General features: G+C 63.2%; 16 protein-coding genes. 6 read left to right on the plus strand and 10 right to left on the minus strand.

Annotated elements, in window-relative coordinates:
- Window positions 1-16: 16 nt before the first annotated feature.
- The 3 genes from KZJ38_RS31545 to KZJ38_RS31555 all read right to left on the minus strand — a co-directional run bounded on the left by KZJ38_RS31545 (window position 17) and on the right by KZJ38_RS31555 (window position 3,447).
- On the minus strand, window positions 17-1,486 hold the full coding sequence (locus KZJ38_RS31545; RefSeq protein ID WP_219800975.1) for an MmgE/PrpD family protein: 1,470 nt from the start codon (window positions 1,484-1,486) through the stop codon (window positions 17-19).
- Window positions 1,487-2,806, minus strand: coding sequence for an MFS transporter (locus KZJ38_RS31550; protein ID WP_219800976.1), 1,320 nt, complete (start codon window positions 2,804-2,806; stop codon window positions 1,487-1,489).
- A 209-nt stretch (window positions 2,807-3,015) separates the two neighbouring features.
- On the minus strand, window positions 3,016-3,447 hold the full coding sequence (locus KZJ38_RS31555; RefSeq protein ID WP_219800977.1) for a VOC family protein: 432 nt from the start codon (window positions 3,445-3,447) through the stop codon (window positions 3,016-3,018).
- 328 nt (window positions 3,448-3,775) lie between these two features.
- Between KZJ38_RS31555 and KZJ38_RS31560 the strand changes: the two genes are divergently transcribed.
- The 3 genes from KZJ38_RS31560 to KZJ38_RS31570 are packed head-to-tail and all read left to right on the plus strand — an operon-like array spanning window position 3,776 to window position 5,363.
- The gene (locus KZJ38_RS31560; RefSeq protein WP_219800978.1) at window positions 3,776-4,513 is read left to right on the plus strand and encodes a GntR family transcriptional regulator; all 738 of its coding nucleotides are present in this window, start codon (window positions 3,776-3,778) and stop codon (window positions 4,511-4,513) included.
- A 25-nt stretch (window positions 4,514-4,538) separates the two neighbouring features.
- The gene (locus KZJ38_RS31565; protein ID WP_219800979.1) at window positions 4,539-4,868 is read left to right on the plus strand and encodes an H-NS family nucleoid-associated regulatory protein; all 330 of its coding nucleotides are present in this window, start codon (window positions 4,539-4,541) and stop codon (window positions 4,866-4,868) included.
- Window positions 4,869-4,877: 9 nt separating this feature from the next.
- Window positions 4,878-5,363, plus strand: a complete 486-nt coding sequence (locus KZJ38_RS31570) for an NUDIX domain-containing protein (RefSeq protein ID WP_219800980.1) — start codon at window positions 4,878-4,880, stop codon at window positions 5,361-5,363.
- 40 nt (window positions 5,364-5,403) lie between these two features.
- Here the strand turns inward: KZJ38_RS31570 and KZJ38_RS31575 are convergent, their stop codons facing one another.
- Genes KZJ38_RS31575 through KZJ38_RS31590 form a run of 4 tightly spaced genes read right to left on the minus strand, consistent with a single transcriptional unit; the run spans window position 5,404 to window position 10,130 of the window.
- Window positions 5,404-6,390: an ABC transporter permease gene (locus KZJ38_RS31575; RefSeq protein ID WP_219800981.1), complete on the minus strand. Its 987-nt coding sequence runs from the start codon at window positions 6,388-6,390 to the stop codon at window positions 5,404-5,406.
- Window positions 6,387-7,367 carry an ABC transporter permease gene (locus KZJ38_RS31580; protein WP_219800982.1) on the minus strand — a complete coding sequence of 327 codons (981 nt, stop codon included), beginning with the start codon at window positions 7,365-7,367 and terminating at the stop codon, window positions 6,387-6,389. The genes KZJ38_RS31575 and KZJ38_RS31580 overlap by 4 nt, the downstream gene beginning before the upstream one ends.
- The gene (locus KZJ38_RS31585) at window positions 7,364-8,950 is read right to left on the minus strand and encodes a sugar ABC transporter ATP-binding protein (RefSeq protein ID WP_219800983.1); all 1,587 of its coding nucleotides are present in this window, start codon (window positions 8,948-8,950) and stop codon (window positions 7,364-7,366) included. The genes KZJ38_RS31580 and KZJ38_RS31585 overlap by 4 nt, the downstream gene beginning before the upstream one ends.
- Before the next feature lie 52 nt (window positions 8,951-9,002).
- Complete coding sequence (locus KZJ38_RS31590) at window positions 9,003-10,130, minus strand: sugar ABC transporter substrate-binding protein (RefSeq protein ID WP_219800984.1); 1,128 nt, start codon at window positions 10,128-10,130, stop codon at window positions 9,003-9,005.
- Between the two features lie 385 nt (window positions 10,131-10,515).
- Here KZJ38_RS31590 and KZJ38_RS31595 point away from each other — a divergent pair, with 385 nt between their 5' ends.
- Complete coding sequence (locus tag KZJ38_RS31595; RefSeq protein WP_219800985.1) at window positions 10,516-12,915, plus strand: DNA polymerase II; 2,400 nt, start codon at window positions 10,516-10,518, stop codon at window positions 12,913-12,915.
- A 21-nt stretch (window positions 12,916-12,936) separates the two neighbouring features.
- Here the strand turns inward: KZJ38_RS31595 and KZJ38_RS31600 are convergent, their stop codons facing one another.
- Window positions 12,937-14,319: an Nramp family divalent metal transporter gene (locus tag KZJ38_RS31600; protein ID WP_219800986.1), complete on the minus strand. Its 1,383-nt coding sequence runs from the start codon at window positions 14,317-14,319 to the stop codon at window positions 12,937-12,939.
- Between the two features lie 310 nt (window positions 14,320-14,629).
- Here KZJ38_RS31600 and KZJ38_RS31605 point away from each other — a divergent pair, with 310 nt between their 5' ends.
- Window positions 14,630-15,322, plus strand: coding sequence for a CBS domain-containing protein (locus tag KZJ38_RS31605; protein ID WP_219800987.1), 693 nt, complete (start codon window positions 14,630-14,632; stop codon window positions 15,320-15,322).
- Window positions 15,323-15,441: 119 nt separating this feature from the next.
- Here KZJ38_RS31605 and KZJ38_RS31610 read toward each other — a convergent pair whose 3' ends face one another.
- Entirely contained in the window at window positions 15,442-16,518 is a 1,077-nt protein-coding gene (locus KZJ38_RS31610) for an AI-2E family transporter (RefSeq protein ID WP_219800988.1), read from the minus strand.
- Window positions 16,519-16,900: 382 nt separating this feature from the next.
- On the opposite strand from KZJ38_RS31610, the gene KZJ38_RS31615 reads away from it, so the two are divergent.
- Entirely contained in the window at window positions 16,901-19,732 is a 2,832-nt protein-coding gene (locus KZJ38_RS31615; protein WP_219800989.1) for an AMP-binding protein, read from the plus strand.
- A gap of 137 nt (window positions 19,733-19,869) precedes the next feature.
- On the opposite strand, the gene KZJ38_RS31620 is transcribed toward KZJ38_RS31615, so the two are convergent.
- Window positions 19,870-20,529 carry a TIGR00645 family protein gene (locus tag KZJ38_RS31620; RefSeq protein WP_246641856.1) on the minus strand — a complete coding sequence of 220 codons (660 nt, stop codon included), beginning with the start codon at window positions 20,527-20,529 and terminating at the stop codon, window positions 19,870-19,872.
- Between the last annotated feature and the right edge of the window lie 60 nt (window positions 20,530-20,589).

A 20,589-nucleotide genomic window follows, 5' to 3' on the forward strand; every position in this document is an offset into this window, starting at 1 on the left:
CTAGCCTGATCGTTACTTAGTCGAACAGGCCTTTGAAAACCGTGCTCATGCTGTCGACGGTTTCGAGGCGCCGCACGGTGGCAATAATCCGGTCGGCCTTGCTGCTGGACAGCCCCGCAAAGTCGGTGCAGCCGTGGAACTTCTGCACGGCGTCGTCGAACGACATCGGCTTTTGCGGGCTGCCTTTGGCGAAATCGTTCTGCGCCGAGAATACGCGTCCGTCCTTAAGCTTGACGTCGACATACGACCGCATCTTGTCCGCGCCGGCCGCATCCGCCTCCGGATTGTTGTAGAAGTCCACGCGCCGGAGCATTTCCTGCAATTCAGGCAGATTGACCACTTCGTCCTCGAACTCGCCCAGTGCCGCGCGGCGCCTGACCAGAAGCACCGCCATGCAGTACTCCATGCTGAATTTGCCCTGCAGTCCGGTCTTCGGATGGTGGTGAATCAGCGTGTTGAGCATCTGCCGGTTCGTGCCGACGCGCACCTGCTCAACATCGGCCGCCTCGATCCGATGCGTCTCGATGAGTTCGAGCATGGCATCCATGGCCGGATGCGTCAGCGACCCGGTGGGGAACGGTTTGATCGACACGCCAGGCGTTAGCAGCGACCATGGTTTGCCGAACTTTCCTTCGGTTGCCTGAGGATTCCAGCCGCCGCCATAAGCCGTAAAGAAGCCGCGTTTCGCTTCCAGAATGTTCTCCGCAGCCGTCCATCCCAACGCGGCGAGGTCGGCCGCGGTGACGCCGCATTCGGCCGCATGTCCGGCTTGAAACGGCTTGGTCATCGTGCCGAAATTCTCGCGCAGGCCGGACGCCTGAGCGCCCGCAATGCCTAGCACGTTGCATAGCGTGCGCGCGTCGAAGCCGCGCATCTTGCCCGCTGCCGCCGCCGAAGCGAAGACGCCGCAGAAACCGGTCGAGTGAAAGCCGCTCTCGTACGAGCGCGGCGCAATCGCTTCGCAAATCTTGGTCTCGACTTCGAGGCCGACGTGATACGCGAGCATGAAGTCGCGTCCCGACTTGCCGAGCGCTTCGGCCATCGCGAGCGCCGCGGGCACGGCCGTGACGGTCGGATGCGTGAGCAGTCCGTAGACGCGGTCCTTGGCCACGGCCAGTTGCGTGTCGTCGAAATCGTCGGCATGAATCGCGACGCCGTTGGCGAAGGCGGCGAATCGCGGCGGCGCCTGCAGGTTTGTGCCGAACACGCTCGACGATCCTCTCAGCACGCCCAGCTCGCCCAGATACCGTTGAACCACGGGGCCGGTTTCCGCCCGCTGCCCGGCAACGGCGAGCCCCAGGGCATCGAGGATATGCATCTTGCCCAGTTCCACCAGTTCCGGTGGCAGGTCTGCGTAGGTGACGCCGGCGACGAAGCTCGCCACTTCGGCCGTGATCTTGTGCTGCTCAGCCGGGACTGACGCGGCCGATGCGCCCGATGCGTGCTGCACAGCGGATTTCGAAGTTGCAGTAGTGCTTTCCGACATTTACGTTGCGCTCCTTTGCGCTGCGAACGACCCTGAACGGGAGTCCTGCCGTTCGTCGAGCGATTCTCCGAGGTAGGGGCGATCCGGTCGTATCCAGTTCGCGGCGATCGGTCCGAGCAGAAGACAAACGATCGACAGCGCGAACACCGGTTGCCACGAATGCGTTGCATCGACAAGCCAGCCGACGATCGGCGGCGAGACGGATGCGGCTATGCCAAGGCCGGTATTCATGATGCTGCTCGAGGTCGCCGCATGATTCGGCGCGAGATCCATTGCGACGGCCCACAGCGGCGCCGTGACCAGTTCCGAGAGGAACAGGGCGGCCGCGAGCGAGAGCGCCGCGAGGTTCGGCGACGGATGCAGGAACATCGGAATGAAAAACACGATTGGGCCAAGAAAGCCGATGGTGATCATCGTCTGGCGCGCGCGGCGGATATTGCCGGTGCGCTTGAGCAGCAGGTCGCTGAGCGTGCCGCCGAGCGTTGTGCCGACCACGCCGCTCAGAAAAATGCCCGAGCTGAATAGCGCCGAATGCTTGATGTTCAAGTGGTAGTTCTGCGCGAAAAACGACGGCATCCAGTTCAGGAAGAACCACAGAATCCAGCCGTGGCAGAAGCTCACGAGCGTAGCCGGCCACAGTGCGCGCAACAGCGGTCCCCAGCGCATCGGCACGCGCACCTTGCTCGCTTTGACCGGCAGACGCGCGAGCTCGTCGGGCGTGATGGCCGGATGGTCGGCCGGATTGTCGCGGTAGTACCAGACCCAAAGCACGACCCACGCGAGGCTCGCGACACCGAGCACGACGAACGCGATGTGCCATGAAAACGCCGTGATCAGCGCGGCGACCACGATCGGCGTCGAGGCATTGCCGAGGCGGGCGCACGCGTGCGTAATACCCTGGGCGAAGCCGCGCTGATCGGGTTTCATCCATGCGGTCATGGCGCGCGCGGAGGTCGGCACGATCGGGCTTTCACCGAGTCCGACGATAAAGCGCGCGAGCAGGACCATCGTGAAGCTGCCGGCCAGACCGGTCAGCAGCGTGCCGAAGCCCCATAGCAGGCCGCAGATCGCGAGCATCTTGCGCGAGCCGAGCCGATCGGCGATCACGCCGCCCGGAATCATCGCGATCGCGTATGTCATGGCGAACGCGGCGAACACGATGCCGAGTTGCGAATTGTTGAGTTTGAGATCGTGGCGGATTGCGAGCGCCGCCGTGGAAATATTCGTGCGATCGACGTACATCAGATACGACATGATGCACAACACGATCAGGACGCCAGTGGTGGCGGAAAACCGTCTGCGCGGCTGAGCCGATGCCATTGTCTCTCTCCATGCGCGCGCCGTGCGAGTCGGCGCGGTTGCGACTGCCTGTGCCGTCGCTCGCGGGCTCGCGCCATCGGAATGGCAGCGTGCGCCGCGGCGCGACATGGGTTGCTGCAACTCTGGGGCCCCGTGGTTTTTCCGCGGGGCGGTGCGCCGGCTGCGCCGTATCGATGCTGGGAATGCGCGCGCGGGCCGGCGCGCCCGGCTTATTCCAGCACGGCGCCGTGCACGCCCGCTGCGAGCGTTTCCTTTTCCCAGCGCTTCATCGGCACGACTTCGGCGACCGGGCCATTCGGCGAGCGGAACTTGACAGGCAAATGACCGGGCGCGGTAAGGATTTCGCCGCCGTTGGCCTTGATCTGTTCGATAAACGCGTCGAGGTCTTCCACTTCCATGCCGATATGATGGATGCACGGTGCGGGACCGGCGAAGTCGGCTTCGTCCGCGTTCGACGATTCGTAATGGATCAGCGTGAGGTCCATATAGCCGTCGGTCAGGTGATGCGATACGTGATCGCCGCTTTTGCCCTTGCGCAGCACCGTGTTGACGTGCCGGTAACCGAATACGTTCTCGTAGAACGCACGCTCTTTTTCGACGTCTTCTACCTTGAAAGCAATGTGTTTGATGAAATTGGGCATGGGGTCGGCTCCTCGTAAATGGCGCGCAGGAAGCGCGCGGTGTGAGGCAGTCTAGGACGCACACCAGGCCGCGTCAATCGAATCATTCGAATGATTCGATTGTTAACGATAATTTGCGGGAAAACACCTAAAGCGGGACGCCGGTTGCGTCGTAAAAGGGCGCGTTCCTGTATCCTTTCGCAGATTCGCGGGCAAGGGCGCGGAAGTCGCCGGCCGACCATGAGTGCCGCCTTCGCACCGTCCGCGTCGATAAATCGGGCCCGCGGGTCGTGCTCAGGTCACGCTCGGGTCACAATCAGCCATTTTCAGCCGCTTTTATTTTCAACCGATGCCAGTCATTCGCAACTCGGGCGAACAGCCACTTTATGAAATCGTTCGGGCGGGGATTCTCGAACGGCTGCGCACGGGCGAATGGGCGGTGGGCGACAAGATTCCAACCGAGCCGCAGCTGGCCGAATCGTTCGGCGTGGGCATCGGCACGATCCGGCGCGCGGTCGAGGAACTGGTCGCGGAGCGGCTTTTGATCCGGCGCGCGGGGCGGGGCACCATCGTCGCGCGCTTCGGCGAAAACCATCAGTTCGACCACTTCTTTAATTTCGTCGACGAAAACGGCGACGCGGTCACGGTGTCGGCGCGTCTGCTGCGCTTTAACAAGGAACGCGCGACGGCTGAACTCGCCGAGCTATTGAAGGTCGAACGCGGCTCGCGAATCGCGAGCGTCGAGAATCTGCGGCTGCGCGACGATACGCCGCTGATGCTCGATCATTTGTGGTTCCCGCTCGACGTGTTTCCGAATCTCGACGTGCAGACTTTCGCCGCGCGGCGCGGATCGATCTATGGCTTCTATCAGGATCACTTCGGTATTTCGGTGGTGCGAGTGGTCGAAGATCTGCGCGGCGCGGTTGCCGACGAGAAAATCGCGGATGGTTTGAATATCGACGTCGGGGCGCCGGTGCTGCGCATCGAGCGCACCGCTTATACCTTCAAGGACAAGCCGGTGGAGTATCGCGTGCGGATTGTGTCGAGCGAGATTTCGTATCGCAATGTGCGCGGGTTGCAGGATTAGGGCGATCGATACAGGCAAGAGAGCTATGAAAACAAGGATTGTTGACGACGAGGCACGTGATCGCCTGATCCTCTGGCTGCGTCGTCGGATGGAAGAATTCGGCATTACCACTGAGGCATTGGCGGCTTCGATCGCGGAAGATCGCCGTTATCCGCCGCTTTACCGCGACGCGCGCGGCAACGAATGGAACGGGCAGGGCGATATGCCGAGCTGGCTGCGGGCCGCGCAGAACGCGGGCGTCGATCCGGCATTCTTCCGCATCGAATCGAAGCCTGCCGCGGTGGAGCAGGGCATCGGCGCCGAGCCAAAACCGGCGGACGCGGACGATCCGCGCCAGCTCGATCTCTTCGCGTGAGGAAAACGCATGCCGAGCCTTGAGCGAACGCGGCCCGATACGCTTGTCGACTGGATCTGGCGTGTGGTGTTGCGGGTCGGATTCCGTTGCGCTCGCGTCTGGTGGCATATCCGGCGGCCTCGCCATGAGGGCGCGCTGGTCGCGATCTACGTCGGGCGTGACGTGTTGCTGGTGAAGTCGTCGTATCGCGCCGAATGGAATTTTCCCGGCGGCAGTCTCCACCCCGGTGAAACGCCTGATGCAGCGGCGCGGCGCGAAATGGAGGAGGAGATCGGCTTGTCTTCGCCCCAGCTGATCCCCGCAGGCAACGCCAGCGGTGTATGGGATGGGCGAAGAGACCAGGTGTATTTCTTCGAACTGCACCTTGATCGCATGCCGGAATTGCGGCTCGATAATCGTGAGATTGTCGGCGCGCGCCTGGTGTCGCCGGAAGAATTGCGCGGGCTCCCGCTGACCGAGGCGGTCGCGGCATATCTGAGCGCGCGTCCGGGCTGACGCCGAAGGCTTCGAAGGCTACAACGCAAGTCCTCGGAAGCTACGCTTCCCGCTTGCTGCGTCCGTACAGCAGCAGCATCGCCGCGATCACGACGCCGTAGATAATCTGACGTCCCGCCTCGGGCATCTGCGCGACCGAGAGAATCGATTGCAGCAGCGTGATCAGAATCGCGCCGGCCACGGTGCCGAGGTACGAACCGCGGCCACCGAGAATCGACGTGCCGCCGAGCACCACGGCCGCGATCGCCGGCAGCAGATAGGCATCGCCCATCGACTGCGCCGCCTTCGACGCATAGCCCGCGAGCAGCACGCCGCCGAACGCGGCAAATCCGCTGCACACGGCGAACGCGGCGACGGTGACAAGGCGCGTATTGATGCCGGAAAGATAGGCCGCGCGCTCGGTATTGCCGATCGCGTACAGCGTGCGGCCGAAGGTCGTGCGCGACAGCAGAAACATCGTGGCACCGCCGATCACCACCCACAGCGCGACGGCGTTCGGCACGCCCGGTACGAGCCAGCCCGCCGCGAGCCAGCGCATGACCTCGGGTGCGGAATCCTGCGGCGACGATCCGCCCGTGTAGACGATCATGATGCCCTGCGCGACCGCATTGGTCGCGAGCGTGGCGATCATTGACGGAATGCGCAGCAGCGCGACGAGAATGCCGTTGACGACGCCGATCAGCACGCCGCAACCGATCCCGGCCGGAATCGCGAGGAGCCGCCCGGTGTCGCCGTGCCCCGCGACGGCGCACGCCATCATCGCTCCGACCGTAATGGTCCATGGCAGCGACAGGTCGATGTGGCCGAGCAGGATCACCATCATCAGCCCGGTCGCGATAATGCCGAGGAACGCGCCGACCTTCAGCTGCAGCAGGATGTATTCGGGTGACGTGAAGTTCCGCGAAAACATCCCGCCGACGAGCACAAGCGCCACGATGCACGCGAATGCGATGACGATCGGCCGGTCGATCTTGCGCGTGAGTCTGGACACGAACGTGTGCCGCCTCGTTGCGGAAACGTTGCTCATTGGAACCATTCCAGTCGGTTGCGCACCCTGAACAGCCCGCATGCGCCGATCGCGACCGCGAGCAGAAGAATCACGCCCTGGAACAGCGGCTGCCATAGCGCGTCGACGTTGAACACGAACAGCAGGTCGCCGATCGAGCGGAACGCGAATGCGCCGAAGATCGCGCCGATCGCGCTGCCCCGGCCACCGAGCAGGGAGACGCCGCCGATCACGACGGCGGCGATTGAAAACAGCGTGTAGGAGTTGGCGCTGCCGAGACTCGCTTCGCCCGTATCGGTGAAAAACGTGAGAAAGAGACCGCCAATCGCCGCGAGCACGCCGGCTAACGTATAGCTGACGAATTTCGCGCGCTGGATCGGCATGCCGGACAGGAAGGCCGCGGATTCGGACGAGCCGGTCGCGTACGCCGCGCGCCCGACCGTCGAACGTTTGAAAGGAATCCAGACGATCACGACCGCCGCGAGCAGGATCAGCAGACTCGCCGGTACGAGGCCGGCCACTTTGCCGGTCAGGGCGTCGGCGAGGTCCTCGTTGATCGATCCGCCGGGCACGGGACGCAGCAGCAGTGCGAGCCCGTAGTAGACGGCGCCCGTCGCGATCGTCGTCACGATCGGCTGCAAACGCCCGAAAATGATGATGACGCCGTTGAGCGCGCCGCACAGCGCGCCGGTGGCGAGCACGCCCACGATGCCAAGCGCGCTGTGCAGCGCGTCTCCGGTGACGATCCACGATCCGACGCAATTGGTCAGCACGAGCATCATGCCGATCGACAGGTCGATGCCGGCCGTGAGCACGACGAGCGCCTGGCCCATCGACACCAGCGCGAGCAGCACCGCCTTGTTCGCCGCCGTCTGGAACACGTTCGCGGATAACGTCGACGGATAGTTGAAGAGGTAAATCGCGAACATCAGCACGAACAGCGCGAACGCGAACGTCGTCCCGCGATTTTCCGCATACCAGTAACGCAGTCCGCTCATCGCGCGACTCCCGTGGAAGGCGAAACCTGTGCGACAGGCAGGTCCAGTGCGCTGGCGATCAGGTTCTGTTCGGTGATCTCGGGCCCGGCCAGTTCCTTCTTGATCCTGCCTTCGTACAGCACGAGCACGCGGTCGCAGCAACCGATCAGCTCGTCGTAGTCGGTCGAATAGAACAGGATCGCGGCGCCTTCGTCGGCGAGGCGCCGCAGCAGTTGATAGATTTCCTGCTTGGTGCCGACGTCGATGCCGCGCGTCGGATCGCTGAGGAGCAGAATGCGCGGCTGCCGGATCAGCCACTTCGCGATCACCACCTTCTGCTGGTTGCCGCCGGACAGCGAACCGACGGCCGCGTCGACGCTGAACGACTTGATCGCGAGCAGCTCCATCATGCGGTCGACCAGCGACTGCTGGCGGTCCCGATCGATCACGCCCGCGCTGGACATGCGATCGAGCGCGGCAAACGACAGGTTCTCGCGCACCGACATCGGCAGCATCAGGCCTTCGGTCTTGCGGTCCTCCGGAATCAGCGCCATGCCGACGTTGTTGGCGCGCGCGGCCACGGGGCTCGCGATCGAGACGGGTTTGCCGTCGATCTCGATCTTGCCTGCGCAACCGCGCAATACGCCGAATAGCGCGAGCAGCAGTTCGCGCTGGCCTTGCCCGTCGAGTCCGCCGAGACCGAGGATTTCGCCGCGCTTCAACGAGAAGCTGATGCCCTGCAGCGTGTCGCTCCACGTCAGATCGCGACAGACAAGCACGGGCTTGGCGGCGGAGACGCCGTTGGGGTTGTCTACCAGGTTATCGATGGGCTTATCCGCGGGTTTGGCCGGAAATGCATGCTGATACTTCCGCCCGATCATCATTTCGACGACTTCGTTGTCGGTGCGCGTGCCTGCCTCGAAGCTCATCACATGGCGACCGTTCCGGTAGACCGTGCATTCGTCCGCGAGCGCCTTCACCTCGTGCATGCGGTGCGAGATAAAGAGCAGGGCGAGCCCCTCTTCGCGCAGGCGCTTGAGCACGTCGATGACGCGCGCGACATCGGCCGCGGTCAGGGCCGAGGTGGCCTCGTCGAGGATCAGGATGCGCGGCGCGTGCGCCAGCCCCTTGGCGAGCTCGACCATCTGCTGGCGAGACAGCGGCAGGTCGCGGACTTTCGCGAGCGGATTGATGTCGGCGGCGCCCGCGCGGTCCAGCGCCGCTTCGGCCTGACGGCGCTGGGCCCGGCGGTCGATCATGCCGAAGCGGCGCGGCGGGTTCGACGCGAAGATGTTGTCCGCCACGCTGAGGTCGGGGATCAGCGACAGCTCCTGATACACGCAGACGATGCCGGACGCGTTCGCCTCGGCGGGCGAGGCGAACGAGACCGGACGGCCATCGAGGTGCATGGTTCCCTCGTCCGGCTGCACGACGCCGGACATCACCTTCAGCAGCGTCGACTTGCCCGCGCCGTTCTCGCCGAGGATCGCGTGGATGCGGCCCTTCCGCACCTCGAGGTCCGCATGATCGAGCGCAACCGCGCCGCCGTAGCTTTTGGACATGCCCGACATCTGAAAGATCGGCTGCTCCTCATGCTGCGGCATGCTTCGTCTCCCGCATGCTTCGTCTCCCGTTACTGTGCCGGCGATGGCGCGATTACTGGTTGCCCTGGCTCTGCTTCATGATCTCCTGCGCGGAGAAATTGATGCCGCAAGTCGGAAACGAATTGCCGACGAAGAAGTTGTCGGACTCTTTGGGGAAATAGTTGACGCCCGCCTTCAGCTGCGAATCGTCGGTGATGTCGAGTGGCAGCTTGATGGCCACGGGAATCGTCTGGCCGTCGAGCGCCGCCAGCGCCGTCTTGATCGCCACGGCCACCTGGGCGGGACCGCTGCCGGCCGACGTGCACTTCAGGCCCTGGCTGCCGTACTGCGCGCAGAATTTGCGAAAGCCGTTCTCCGTTTCGCCGCCGAACGGCACGAAAGGATGCTTGGCGTCGAGCATCGCGCGCACGACACCGGTGTCGCCGCCTTGCGCCGAAATCCCGTCGAAATGGCCCTGCACGGCAATCGCGTCGGCGGCGGCCTTCTGCGCGACGCCGTCGTCCCATTTGCCGTAGACCTGGACGATATTCCACTTCTTGCCGGTCTCGTCGAGCGTCTTCTGGAAGCCGTTGTGCCGGTCGGTATCGACCGACGTGCCCGCCACGCCGCGGACCTCGAGCACCTTGCCGCCGTTCGGCACATGGGTCGCGAGCCACTTGGCCCACAGCACGCCGAGCCCGTACTGGTCGACGTCGACGTTGATCGCGTCCTCGCTGTCGAGCGTATTGTCGAACGCGACCAGCACGACGCCGGCTTTCTTGGCGCGGCGTATCGCGGGGCCGAAGGAGGAGGGATTCTGTGCGTCGACGACGATCGCATCGTAGCCGGCGTCGATGAAATTGTTGACGGCCGAGATCTGCGCCGGCACGTCCTCGCCGGTCGAGACGACCTTGAATTCCTTGAGCTTCGCGGCGACGGCCGGTTGCGCCGTATAGGCCTTGGCCGTCTTGATCATCTGGATGCGCCAGGTGTTCGCGATATAGCCGTTGACGAGCGCGACGCGGTAAGGCCCGTTCTTCTTAGGATACTTGACGAACTTCGTGTCGCTCTTCCACGGAACCATGCACGTGGGATCGCTGGACGGACCGGACACGATCGATGCCTGCGCGAAAGCCGCGCTTGCGCCCAGCGCCAAGGCCGCGGTCGCCGCCGCTCGAACCACCTGGATTCCTGAAAGCATGTTGTCTCCGTTTTGTTGGATTGAACTTACCGACTGCCGGCGCACACGGTTCGTCGCAAATGGCCGACGCGGTGTGCGTAATGCAGGGAATCTTGCGGACAGGCTACAGCGGAACGGGATCGGGCTCGCCGGATTGGCGAATCGGCCAAAGCGGCCTTTTCAAAGGTGCCCTCGAAGCGAAACGGAGGGCATGCGCGACACCACCCCATCTGACAGAACGGATTGTTACTGGCATACCAGGCGGCGCGCGATAGTGGTTTACCAGTGCGCCGGGGATCGGCGGGATCGGGCCCAAAGGCGCGCCGTTTCGGGGCATCGGCAAGCGCCATGTCGCCGGTGCGGACGGTAAAATTCACGGAACATACGGCCGCATTGGAGTGGGTGTTTGACAGAGCAGAAGCAGGGCTTCATTTTGACCCGTCACTGGCGGGACACGCCGGCTGGGACGGAGGTGGTGTTCTGGCTGGCGACCGACGACGGGCCGCGTCAGATCCGTCTGCGCCCGCAGGAATCCGTTGCGTTTGTGCCGGCCGCGCAGCGCGATCGGGTCGAGCAGATTCTGCGTCGCGAATCGGCTTCGGCGTCTGCCGGAATCGAGCTGCGTCCGCTTGAGCTGTGCGATTTTCAGCATCGGCCGGTGCTGGGGCTGTACAGCCGGCAGTACCGGCAACTGACGCGGATCGAGAAGCGCCTGAAGCAAGGCGGCGCCGACGTTTACGAGGCGGACGTGTTTCCGCCCGACCGCTACATGATGGAACGCTTCATCACGGCGCCGGTATGGTTCGGCGGGCAGCCCAACGGCAGTGACGCGAGTGGTGCGAGTGGTGCGCTGGTGGAGGCCGACATGAGGCCCGCATCGGGCTATCGGCCGCAGTTGCGGATGGTGTCGCTCGACATCGAGACCAGCGCTAAAGGCGAGCTGTACTCGATTGCACTTGAAGGCTGTGGGCAGCGCCAGGTTTACATGCTCGGCCCGGCAAACGGCGACGACAGTTCAGTCGACTTCGACTTCGAGTATTGCGAGAGCCGTCCGCTGCTGCTCGAGCGGCTCAATGACTGGATGGCCCGGCATGATCCCGATGCGATCATTGGCTGGAATCTGGTGCAGTTCGATCTGCGCATTCTTCATCAGCACGCGGAGCAATATGGCGTGCCGCTGCGTCTGGGCCGTGACGGCAGTGCGATGGAGTGGCGCGAACACGGGATCACGCAGGGGCATTTCTTCGCCGGCGCCGCGGGCCGGTTGATCATCGACGGTATCGAGGCGCTGCGCTCGGCGACCTGGAGCTTCCCATCGTTCAGCCTCGAGTTCGTTTCGCAGGCCGTGCTGGGTGAGGGCAAGGCGATCGACAACGCCTACCAGCGCATGGACGAAATCCAGCGCCGCTTCGACGAGGACAAGCCGGCGCTCGCGCACTACAACCTCAAAGACTGCGAGCTGGTGACGCGCATCTTCGCGAAAACGGAGTTGCTCGCGTTTCTGCTTGAACGTGCGACGGTGACGGGGCTGCCGGCCGACCGAAGCGGAGGGTCGGTGGCGGCGTTCACGCATCGTTATATGCCGCTCATGCATCGGCTTGGGTATGTCGCGCCGAATCTCGGCGATGTCGCGGGCGCGCCGAGCCCGGGCGGCTTTGTGATGAACTCGCGGCCAGGACTGTATGACTCGGTGCTGGTGCTCGACTACAAGAGCCTGTATCCGTCGATTATCCGCAGCTTTCTGATTGATCCGGTTGGCCTCGTTGAAGGCATGCGTCATCCGGATGATGCGGACTCGGTGCCCGGTTTTCTGGGGGCGCGGTTTTCGCGTACGCGGCATGGGCTGCCGTCTGTTGTCGCGCAGATATCGGAGGCGCGCGAGGCGGCCAAGCGTGATCAGAACAAGCCGTTGTCCCAGGCGTTGAAGATCATCATGAACTCGTTTTATGGCGTGCTGGGTTCGACGGGATGCCGGTTCTTCGATCCGCGGCTAGCGTCGTCGATCACGATGCGCGGTCATGAAATCATGCGCAAGACGCGTGAACTGATCGAGGCGCAGGGCTACGAGGTGATTTACGGGGATACCGATTCGACGTTTGTCTGGCTCAATCAGGCGCGTACCGAAGAGGAGGCGGCGCAGATTGGGAGGGCGCTCGTAGGGCATATCAATCGGTGGTGGCAGACCGATCTGCGAAAACGCTTCGGGCTGGAAAGCGCGCTGGAGTTGCAGTTCGAGCGGCACTATCGGCGCTTTTTTATGCCGACTATTCGCGGCACGGAAGAGGGCAGCAAGAAGCGCTACGCGGGTCTTACGCTGCGTGAGGATGGCAGTGAGGAAGTGGTCTACAAGGGGCTGGAGACGGTGCGTACCGACTGGACGCCGCTCGCACAGCGGTTTCAGCAGGAGCTTTATCTGCGCGTGTTCAGACAGGAGCCGTATCAGGACTACGTGCGGGATTATGTGCGTCGGACGCTGAGCGGGGAGTTTGATGAACTGCTGGTGTACCGCAAGCGGTTGCGCCGGCCGCTTGCCGCGTATGAGCGTAATGTACCGCCGCATGTCCGGGCTGCACGGATGGCGGATGAATTCAACGTGAAGCAGGGCCGGCCCGTGCAGTATCAGAGCGGCGGGTGGATCAGTTATGTGATGACGAGCGCCGGGCCGGAGCCGCTTGAAACGTGGAGATCGGGGCTCGACTATGGGCACTATCTGAGCAATCAGCTTCAGCCTGTGGCCGATGCGATATTGCCGTTGTTGGGGGATGACTTCGAGACGTTGACTAGCGGACAGCAGACGCTTTTCTGACCGTCGTCCTTGTTGCTCGTATCAGCCGGTTACCGTGTCCACCAGCAGCTTCACATTGAGGCTCACGATCACGCTAGCCACGACCCACGCGAGCACCTTCACCCACCAAGGAATGACAAACGCGCCCATTTTCCGTTTGTCCGACACGAATCGCACGAGCGGGATCACGGCGAACGGCAGTTGCATCGACAGGATGACCTGGCTTAGCAGTAACAGATTCGTGGTGCCCTTGTCGCCGTAGATCGCGGTGACCACCACCACCGGTACGATGGCGATGCCGCGCGTGATAAGGCGTCTCGCCCAGGCCGGAATGCGCAGCCTCAGGAAGCCCTCCATGACGATCTGCCCCGCGAGCGTCGCCGTCACCGTCGAATTCAATCCGGACGCGAGCAGCGCCAGCGCGAACAGCGTCGAGGCGATGCCGACGCCGAGCAGCGGCGACAGCAGCCGGAACGCTTCGCCGATCTCCGTCACGTTCGTGTAGCCGGCGTCATGGAAGGTCGACGCCGCGACGATCAGGATCGCCGCATTGATGAACAGCGCGAGCATCAGCGCGAGGGTGCTGTCAATGGTGGCCCAGCGTATCGCGTCGCGGCGCCCCGCATCGCTGTGCGGATACGCGCGTGTCTGCACGATCGACGAATGCAGATAGAGATTGTGCGGCATCACCGTTGCCCCGATGATGCCGATCGCGACATAGAGGGCCTCGCGGTTGGTGACGATTTCCGGCGACGGTACGAAGCCCCGCAACACGGCGGCCAGCGGTGGAGCGGCCGCCACGATCTGTACCGTGAAGCACACGGCGATCACGATCAGCAGACTGATGACAAATGCTTCGAGGAAGCGAAAACCCTTGTTCATCAGGATCAGCAGCAAAAATGCATCGAACGCGGTAATCAGCGCGCCTGCAATCAACGGAATGCCGAACAGCAATTGCAGCGCGATGGCCGTGCCGATCACTTCCGCCAGATCGCAGGCAATGATGGCCAGTTCGCACGCGACCCATAGCGCAAAGTTCACCGGTTTCGAATAATGCGCCCGGCAGGCTTGCGCAAGGTCGAAGCCGGTGGCGATGCCAAGCCTGACCGACAACGCCTGGAGCAGAATCGCCATCAGGTTGGAAAGCAGGATCACGGCGAGCAGCGTATAGCCGAAGCGCGAGCCGCCCGCGATATCCGTTGCCCAGTTGCCCGGATCCATGTAGCCGACCGAGATCATGTAGCCGGGCCCGGCGAACGCGAGAAAACGCCTGAGCCATTTGCCTCCGTCCGGCACGTGCACGGAACGGTATACCTCCGGCAGGCTGGAATCGGACCCGTTATCGGACCCGCCATCGGCCCCGTTGCCTGCACGCGGGCTTTTCCACCCGGGACGGGAAGCAGAGTGCGGCGAAGGATCGGACATAGGCAAAGGTGGCTCCGTCAACGTCGGGTACGAGGCAACTCAAGCTACCCCACGCCGGGTTGCAACGCACGTCGCGTTATTTTGCGGTGACCTTCATCTTATGCTTTCGACGCCGCGGACGGGATGTCTCGTTCCTCGGGGAAAACCGGTCACGCAAACGTCGCTTTCTGCCTTGACAGAAGGCCGGATTCAAAATTGAATCAATTCAGCAGCCCCGGCACCGCGCGGTTCGCCGCCCGGTGTGCGTTTGCCGAAATCGCGCGACAGGTGCAACGGAGGGGATCCGTCGCGACCCGCCCGAGGAGTGACCATGCGCGCACTCGACATCATGACTCCGTCCGTCGTCACCGCCACACCGGACATGACGATCTACGACGCGGCAAAGCTTTTCGTCGACAACCATATCGGCGGAATGCCGGTCGTCAACGCGGACGGGCAGGTCGTCGGCATCATCAGCCACACCGACCTGCTGCATCGTGTGGAGAACGATACCCGCCATCAGGAACGTCCGTGGTGGCTCGAATTCCTGCTGTCATCGCCACGCGAACAGGCTGCCAGGTATGTGAAGGAGCACGGACATGTGGTCGGCGACGTGATGTGCACGCACGTCATTTCAATTTCCGACGACACGCCGCTTAAGCAGATCGCGGACCTCATGGAGCGCCGGCATCTTAAACGCGTGCCGGTGTTAAAGGACGGCAGGCTGGTCGGAATCGTGACCCGCTCGAACCTGATCCGCGCGCTCGCGAGCGTCGCACCGGCCGTGGACGCGGCGTCGTATGACGATGCCAGCCTGCGCGACGCGATCGTCGAGCAGATGCACGGGCAGCGCTGGGGGTTGCCGAAGCAGGGCGTGCTCGTCAAGGACGGTGTCGCGCACCTTTGGGGCGTGATCGAATCCGAAGAGGAAAAGCGCGCCATCCAGATTGCGGCTGCGCGCGTGCCCGGTATCAAGCGCGTCGAATTTCACCTGGAGACGCCGAGCGTGATTCCTTCGCTGTAGTGGCGCATGCGGCTCAGGGCACGGGTAAGGACTGGCGCCGTCACGGTTGCGTGCGCGGCGTCAGCGCTGGGCGCAGGCTGGATAAGCTTCGTGTCGTGAATAGGGCGTTCCGATCAGAACTACGGTTGTGTTCCGGTGTTCGCGGTGGCCTGTTCATCGAGCCATCCACGCCACACTGCGATCAGAACCGCGAGAATGACCGGTCCGATAAACAACCCGATCAGGCCAAAGGCCGCCAGTCCCCCCAGCACGCCGAATACCACCAGAAGAAACGGGATTCGCGTCGCGCTGCTGATGACGAGCGGACGGATCAGGTTATCCACCGAGCTCACGACCAGTGCGCCCCAGAGCAGGAGACCGATTCCGGCTAGTGTTTTTCCTGTGACAAGCAGCCATATGCCAATCGATCCCCAGACCAATGGCGTTCCAAACGGTATCAACGCGATCACTGCCGTAAATGCGGCGAGCGCCACCGGCGCCCGCATTCCGGCGACCCAGTAACCGAGGCCGGCTAGCGTGCCCTGTGCTAATGCCGTCAGTACGAGTCCGTATACGACCGCCTTGATGGTGCTGCCGATCGACGCGAGATAAGCGTCCAGCCGGCTACCGAGAAAGCGCCGTAACAGGCCGCGCAGCTGGCTCAGCGCGTTTTCGCCGTCCCGGTACATAAAGAACAGCGTGAGTAACGCAAACCCCAGTTTTGTCGCATTGCGCCCCACGCTGCCGAGCAACTGGCCGGCTTGGCCGGTCCATTGGCGGGCCCACTCCGCGAGTTGCGCGCGAAAAACCGTCGGATCCGCGGATATCTGATCCAGTCGCTCCTGCAGCAACTGCCCGAGCCACGGAATACGCGTAATGAATTCCGGCAGCTTTTGCGGGCCATTGGCGAGGTAGCCGGCAACGGCCTGATAGGCGGCGACCAGTTCTTCGCGCAGCAGCATGGTCAGCGAGATTAGCGGCAGAACCAGCACCGCCGCGACGATGACCGTAAGCAGTAGCGCGCTGGCGCTCGCGCGTCCACGCATTAGCGAGCGCAAGCGGCGATAGGCGGGCCAGGTCAGGTAGGCGAGGATGGCGCCCCAAGCCACGGGAACCAGGAACAGATGCAGCACGACATAGCCCAGCACGACAAGGCCGATGAGCAGTACTGCGACGATCACGTGCTTGACCAGAGACCCAGGATAGCTTGCGCCCATGAACACCCTTTTTTCTTTAGTTCGACTGCTGGAATTGCGTCCGGCGGACTTCTGCGATTCCGTGAGGCGTCCGGCGTGATCGGCGAATGCGTCAACGAAAGTGAACGATCCCGCGAAACCGATAACCAACGAGAACACAGGTAGAGCATTCGAAAGTCGCCTGGTGAAGCTGGCCAGATGACTTCAGGCACTTGGAACCTTCAAGGCGGTAGCGGTGCAATTGAAGGGTTAGTGTAATGTCTACGGTTCCGCGAGACCATGGTTTCTGCGCGAAACGCTTAACTCCGCAGCGAGACGGAGCGAAGGAATTCAAGGAACGCTCCGTCATGGTGGACGTAGGCGATCTGGAGGAGCGGACTTCAGCGAGGAGTCCGCGATTGCTATGACCGACGATATCGACGCTCAGGAAGCGGTGACGGCCTCCCGCCTGCTCGAGCTGATTGCTGCGTTCTGTATTGAGATCAACCCGTGCTCGCCCGCGCCCGAGGTCACGCGCGAGAGCCAGTTCGAAAGCGATCTGGGACTGGACAGCCTCGCTCGAAGCGAGCTGATGAGCCGCATCGAAAAGGCGTTTCATCAGTCTCTCCCAGTCGAGTCATTCAGCAGCGCCGCGACCCCCGCGGACATATTGCGGCTGCTCGCCGCGACAGAAGATGGCTCGATGAATACGCCGCGAACGCCTGCCGGTTTCGCGCCACCGGCTGACCAGCTCGATCCGCCGACGCACGCCGCGACACTCGTGGACGCATTGCGCTGGCATGCGACGCGGCGGCCATCGCAACCGCACATTGTGTTCGCCGACGGTTCGTCGAATGAAGAGACGCTGAGCTATGAAGCGCTGTACCGGTCCGCGAGCCGTGTTGCGTACGGCCTTCGCGCACTCGGTGTTGCGCCGGGCGATACGGTTGCATTGATGCTGCCGACCGGTCGCGACTATTTCGCCTGTTTCGCGGGAATTCTGCTTGCCGGGGCGATTGCGGTGCCCGTCTATCCTCCGACGCACGCGGCCCGGCTCGCCGACCACTTACGCCGGCATGTCACGATCCTCGTGAATGCGTCGGTACGCACGATGATCGTGCCGGAAGGCGTCGAGATGGCCGCGACACTCGTCCGGGCGCGGGCGCCTTTGCTGCAGCATGTCGTCGCACCGCGCGCGCTGACGGGACCCGGAATGGACGAATCGTACGAGGCGCGCGCGGCCGACGTCGCCTTGCTGCAGTACACCTCGGGCAGTACCGGCACGCCAAAGGGTGTGTTGCTGACGCATGCGAATCTGCTTGCCAATATCCGCGCGATGGGTCGCACGATCGAGGTCGGCCGGCACGATGTCATTTTGAGCTGGCTGCCGCTTTACCATGACATGGGTCTGATTGGCGCATGGCTCGCGCCCCTGTACTTCGGCGTGCCGCTTGTGCTGATGTCGCCGCTGACATTCCTCGCGCGGCCCGAACGCTGGTTGCAGGCCATCAGCCAATACCGCGCCACCATCACCGCCGCGCCGAATTTTGCGTATGCGCGATGTACGTCGCGCATTGCGCCTGACGATCTGAACGGCGTCGATCTATCGTCATTGCGTCTTGCCGTCTGCGGCGCCGAGCCGGTCAACCCGCGAACGATGCGTGCATTTGCCGAACGGTTCGCCAGCCACGGATTTGACGCGCGAGCGCTGACCCCGGTATACGGGCTCGCGGAGAATACGCTTGGCCTGACCTTCTCGCCGCCTGGGCGCGGCATGCGCGTCGATCGGGTCAGTCGCGCGACGCTGGCCGCGACGAGGCGCGCGGTACCTGCCACGGCCGGCGACGACGTGCTCGAACTGGTGTCGTGCGGCGCCGCGTTGCCTGGCAACACGCTGCGCATCGTCGATGCCGATGGCTGCGATCTGCCGGAACGGGTCGCCGGGCGCATCGAATTTCGCAGTTCGTCGGCGACCTCGGGTTATTTCCGCAATGCGGAGCAGACCGGCCGCACGATTCACGGCGGCTGGATCGACACCGGCGATATCGGGTATCTGGCAGACGGCGAACTCTACATCAATGGACGCGCCAAGGATCTCGTGATTCGCGCGGGACGCCACTTTTTCCCGTACGAACTGGAGGAGGCGGTATCGCGCCTCGCCGGTGTGCGGCAAGGTTGTGTCGCGGTGTGCGGGTTGCCCGATGAGGCGAGCGGGACCGACCAGCTGATCGTGATGGCCGAAACGCGCGAAACGAGCCCGGAGGCGCTCGCGCGAATCCGGCTCGCAATCAACGACGCCACGCTTGCTTTGCTCGGGGCGCCGCCCGAGCGGATCGCGCTGGTCCCGCCTCGCAGTATCCTGAAGACATCGAGCGGCAAGATCCGCCATGCCGATACGCTTTCGCTGTACGTGCGCAGCGCGGGTAAGTTGCGGCCCCAACCGCACTGGCGGCAATGGGCGCTGTTGCTGGCTGACAGCCTCGTGCCGATGTGCCGCCGCGCCGGGGTGCGCACGCTGGAAGTCGCATACGGTGGCGCGTGCTGGCTGCTATTTGCGTCGATCGGTGTGCCCGTGTGGATGGCGACGACGTCGCGCGGGACCGAAACCGCACGCAACTGGCGCATCGCGTCGCGCGCGTGCCGGCTTTTTCTCAGGCTCGCCGGCATGCGGCTGAGCGTGCGCGGCATCGAGTCCGGCCGGATGACGCAGAACGCCATTCTGGTCGCCAATCACGCGAGCTACCTTGACGGCCTCGTGCTGCTTGCAGGGCTGCCTGCTCCGGTATTGATCGTTGCAAAGCGGGAATTGACCGCTAACCCGATCACGCGTCTGTTCCTCAAGTCGATCGGTGTGTACTTCGTTGAGCGACACGACCATTTGCGCGGCATCGCCGCGGAGAAGGAATTGATCGCACGGGCCGCGACCGGCGAACCACTGCTCTTTTTTGCGGAGGGAACCTTCACGCGCGCGGTCGGCGTGCGCCCGTTCCGGCTTGGTGCGTTTGTCACCGCATGCGCCACGCGCCGGCCGGCGATACCGGTTGCGATTTCCGGCGCGCGCGCAATCTTGCCGGACGGCCGGTGGCTGCCACGGCGCGGCGCAATTACCGTGTCCTTGCTCGAGCCGATCGAGGCGTGCGGAGAGGGCATCGGCGCAGCAGTGCGGATGCGCGATAGCGTCCGCGCAGCCATTTCACATGCGTGCGGCGAACGCATGTTGAGCATGGTGTCGCCTGCGAGAGTGCAAGCCGGTTAGCGCCCGATTCACACATGCGCGACTCAATCGGCGCTGCGCGGCAGGCCTGAATTGCGTGAAAAGTAATCGACGGTAGGGGCGTGGCTTGCACCGAACAGGCGGTTGTCGGCGCCTCGTCCGCTGTGTCGAGGTCGGGGTCACCATGTCCGGCTGCGACGGGACTTTGCGATCACCCAATCCATGGTTGCGAGCAGCAACGCCGAAAATACGAACGTGATATGCACGGCCATTCCCCACAGGACGGTTCGCGTGCCGACCTTTTCGATCGTGAGAAATCCCTGCAACACCTCGATCGCCGAAATCGCCACGATGGATGCCATCAGTTTCAGCTTGATGTCGCTAAATCCGACGTTCCCGATCCAGTCGGGGGTGTCCTTATGCCCGTCCAGTTCGAGCTTCGAAACGAAGTTCTGGTAACCACCGAAGATAATCATCAACAACAGGTTCGCCATCAGCGAAAGATCGATAAGCGCAAGGACGCCAAGGATCACATCGTCGGAACTGCTTTCGATCAGGCCCGATGCCATGTGCCAGAACTCCTGTCCGAACTTGACGAGCAGCATCAGCAGACTGAGCGCGAGACCTGCATAGATGGGCGCCAGAATCCAGCGGCTTGCGAAAATACCTCTTTCCAGTGTGCGCTCGCCTATATTGGGGGCGCGCCCACTGGTTTGATCTGTCGGTTTCATTAGGCATTCCTCTGGAAAATCCAGCTGATAAGGAAGCGGATCGCACCCGGCCGACGTGAGGGCGAAGTGCGGTGACGAACGCGCACAGGTGTCGAATAGCAGTAACACGATGCATGCCCGAACCGCGACGGTTCACGGTGCATCTCACGGTCGTCGCGATGTCGGCCG

It is taken from the genome of Paraburkholderia edwinii (assembly GCF_019428685.1).
GTDB classification, from domain to species: Bacteria; Pseudomonadota; Gammaproteobacteria; order Burkholderiales; family Burkholderiaceae; genus Paraburkholderia; species Paraburkholderia edwinii.

Bases quoted from the DNA above. Each gene is read 5' to 3' on its own strand.
- KZJ38_RS31545 (WP_219800975.1), bottom strand. From the start codon at position 1,486: ATGTCGGAAAGCACTACTGCAACTTCGAAATCCGCTGTGCAGCACGCA.
- KZJ38_RS31550 (WP_219800976.1), bottom strand. From the start codon at position 2,806: ATGGCATCGGCTCAGCCGCGCAGACGGTTTTCCGCCACCACTGGCGTC.
- KZJ38_RS31555 (WP_219800977.1), bottom strand. From the start codon at position 3,447: ATGCCCAATTTCATCAAACACATTGCTTTCAAGGTAGAAGACGTCGAA.
- KZJ38_RS31560 (WP_219800978.1), top strand. From the start codon at position 3,776: ATGCCAGTCATTCGCAACTCGGGCGAACAGCCACTTTATGAAATCGTT.
- KZJ38_RS31565 (WP_219800979.1), top strand. From the start codon at position 4,539: ATGAAAACAAGGATTGTTGACGACGAGGCACGTGATCGCCTGATCCTC.
- KZJ38_RS31570 (WP_219800980.1), top strand. From the start codon at position 4,878: ATGCCGAGCCTTGAGCGAACGCGGCCCGATACGCTTGTCGACTGGATC.
- KZJ38_RS31575 (WP_219800981.1), bottom strand. From the start codon at position 6,390: ATGAGCAACGTTTCCGCAACGAGGCGGCACACGTTCGTGTCCAGACTC.
- KZJ38_RS31580 (WP_219800982.1), bottom strand. From the start codon at position 7,367: ATGAGCGGACTGCGTTACTGGTATGCGGAAAATCGCGGGACGACGTTC.
- KZJ38_RS31585 (WP_219800983.1), bottom strand. From the start codon at position 8,950: ATGCCGCAGCATGAGGAGCAGCCGATCTTTCAGATGTCGGGCATGTCC.
- KZJ38_RS31590 (WP_219800984.1), bottom strand. From the start codon at position 10,130: ATGCTTTCAGGAATCCAGGTGGTTCGAGCGGCGGCGACCGCGGCCTTG.
- KZJ38_RS31600 (WP_219800986.1), bottom strand. From the start codon at position 14,319: ATGTCCGATCCTTCGCCGCACTCTGCTTCCCGTCCCGGGTGGAAAAGC.
- KZJ38_RS31605 (WP_219800987.1), top strand. From the start codon at position 14,630: ATGCGCGCACTCGACATCATGACTCCGTCCGTCGTCACCGCCACACCG.
- KZJ38_RS31610 (WP_219800988.1), bottom strand. From the start codon at position 16,518: ATGGGCGCAAGCTATCCTGGGTCTCTGGTCAAGCACGTGATCGTCGCA.
- KZJ38_RS31615 (WP_219800989.1), top strand. From the start codon at position 16,901: ATGACCGACGATATCGACGCTCAGGAAGCGGTGACGGCCTCCCGCCTG.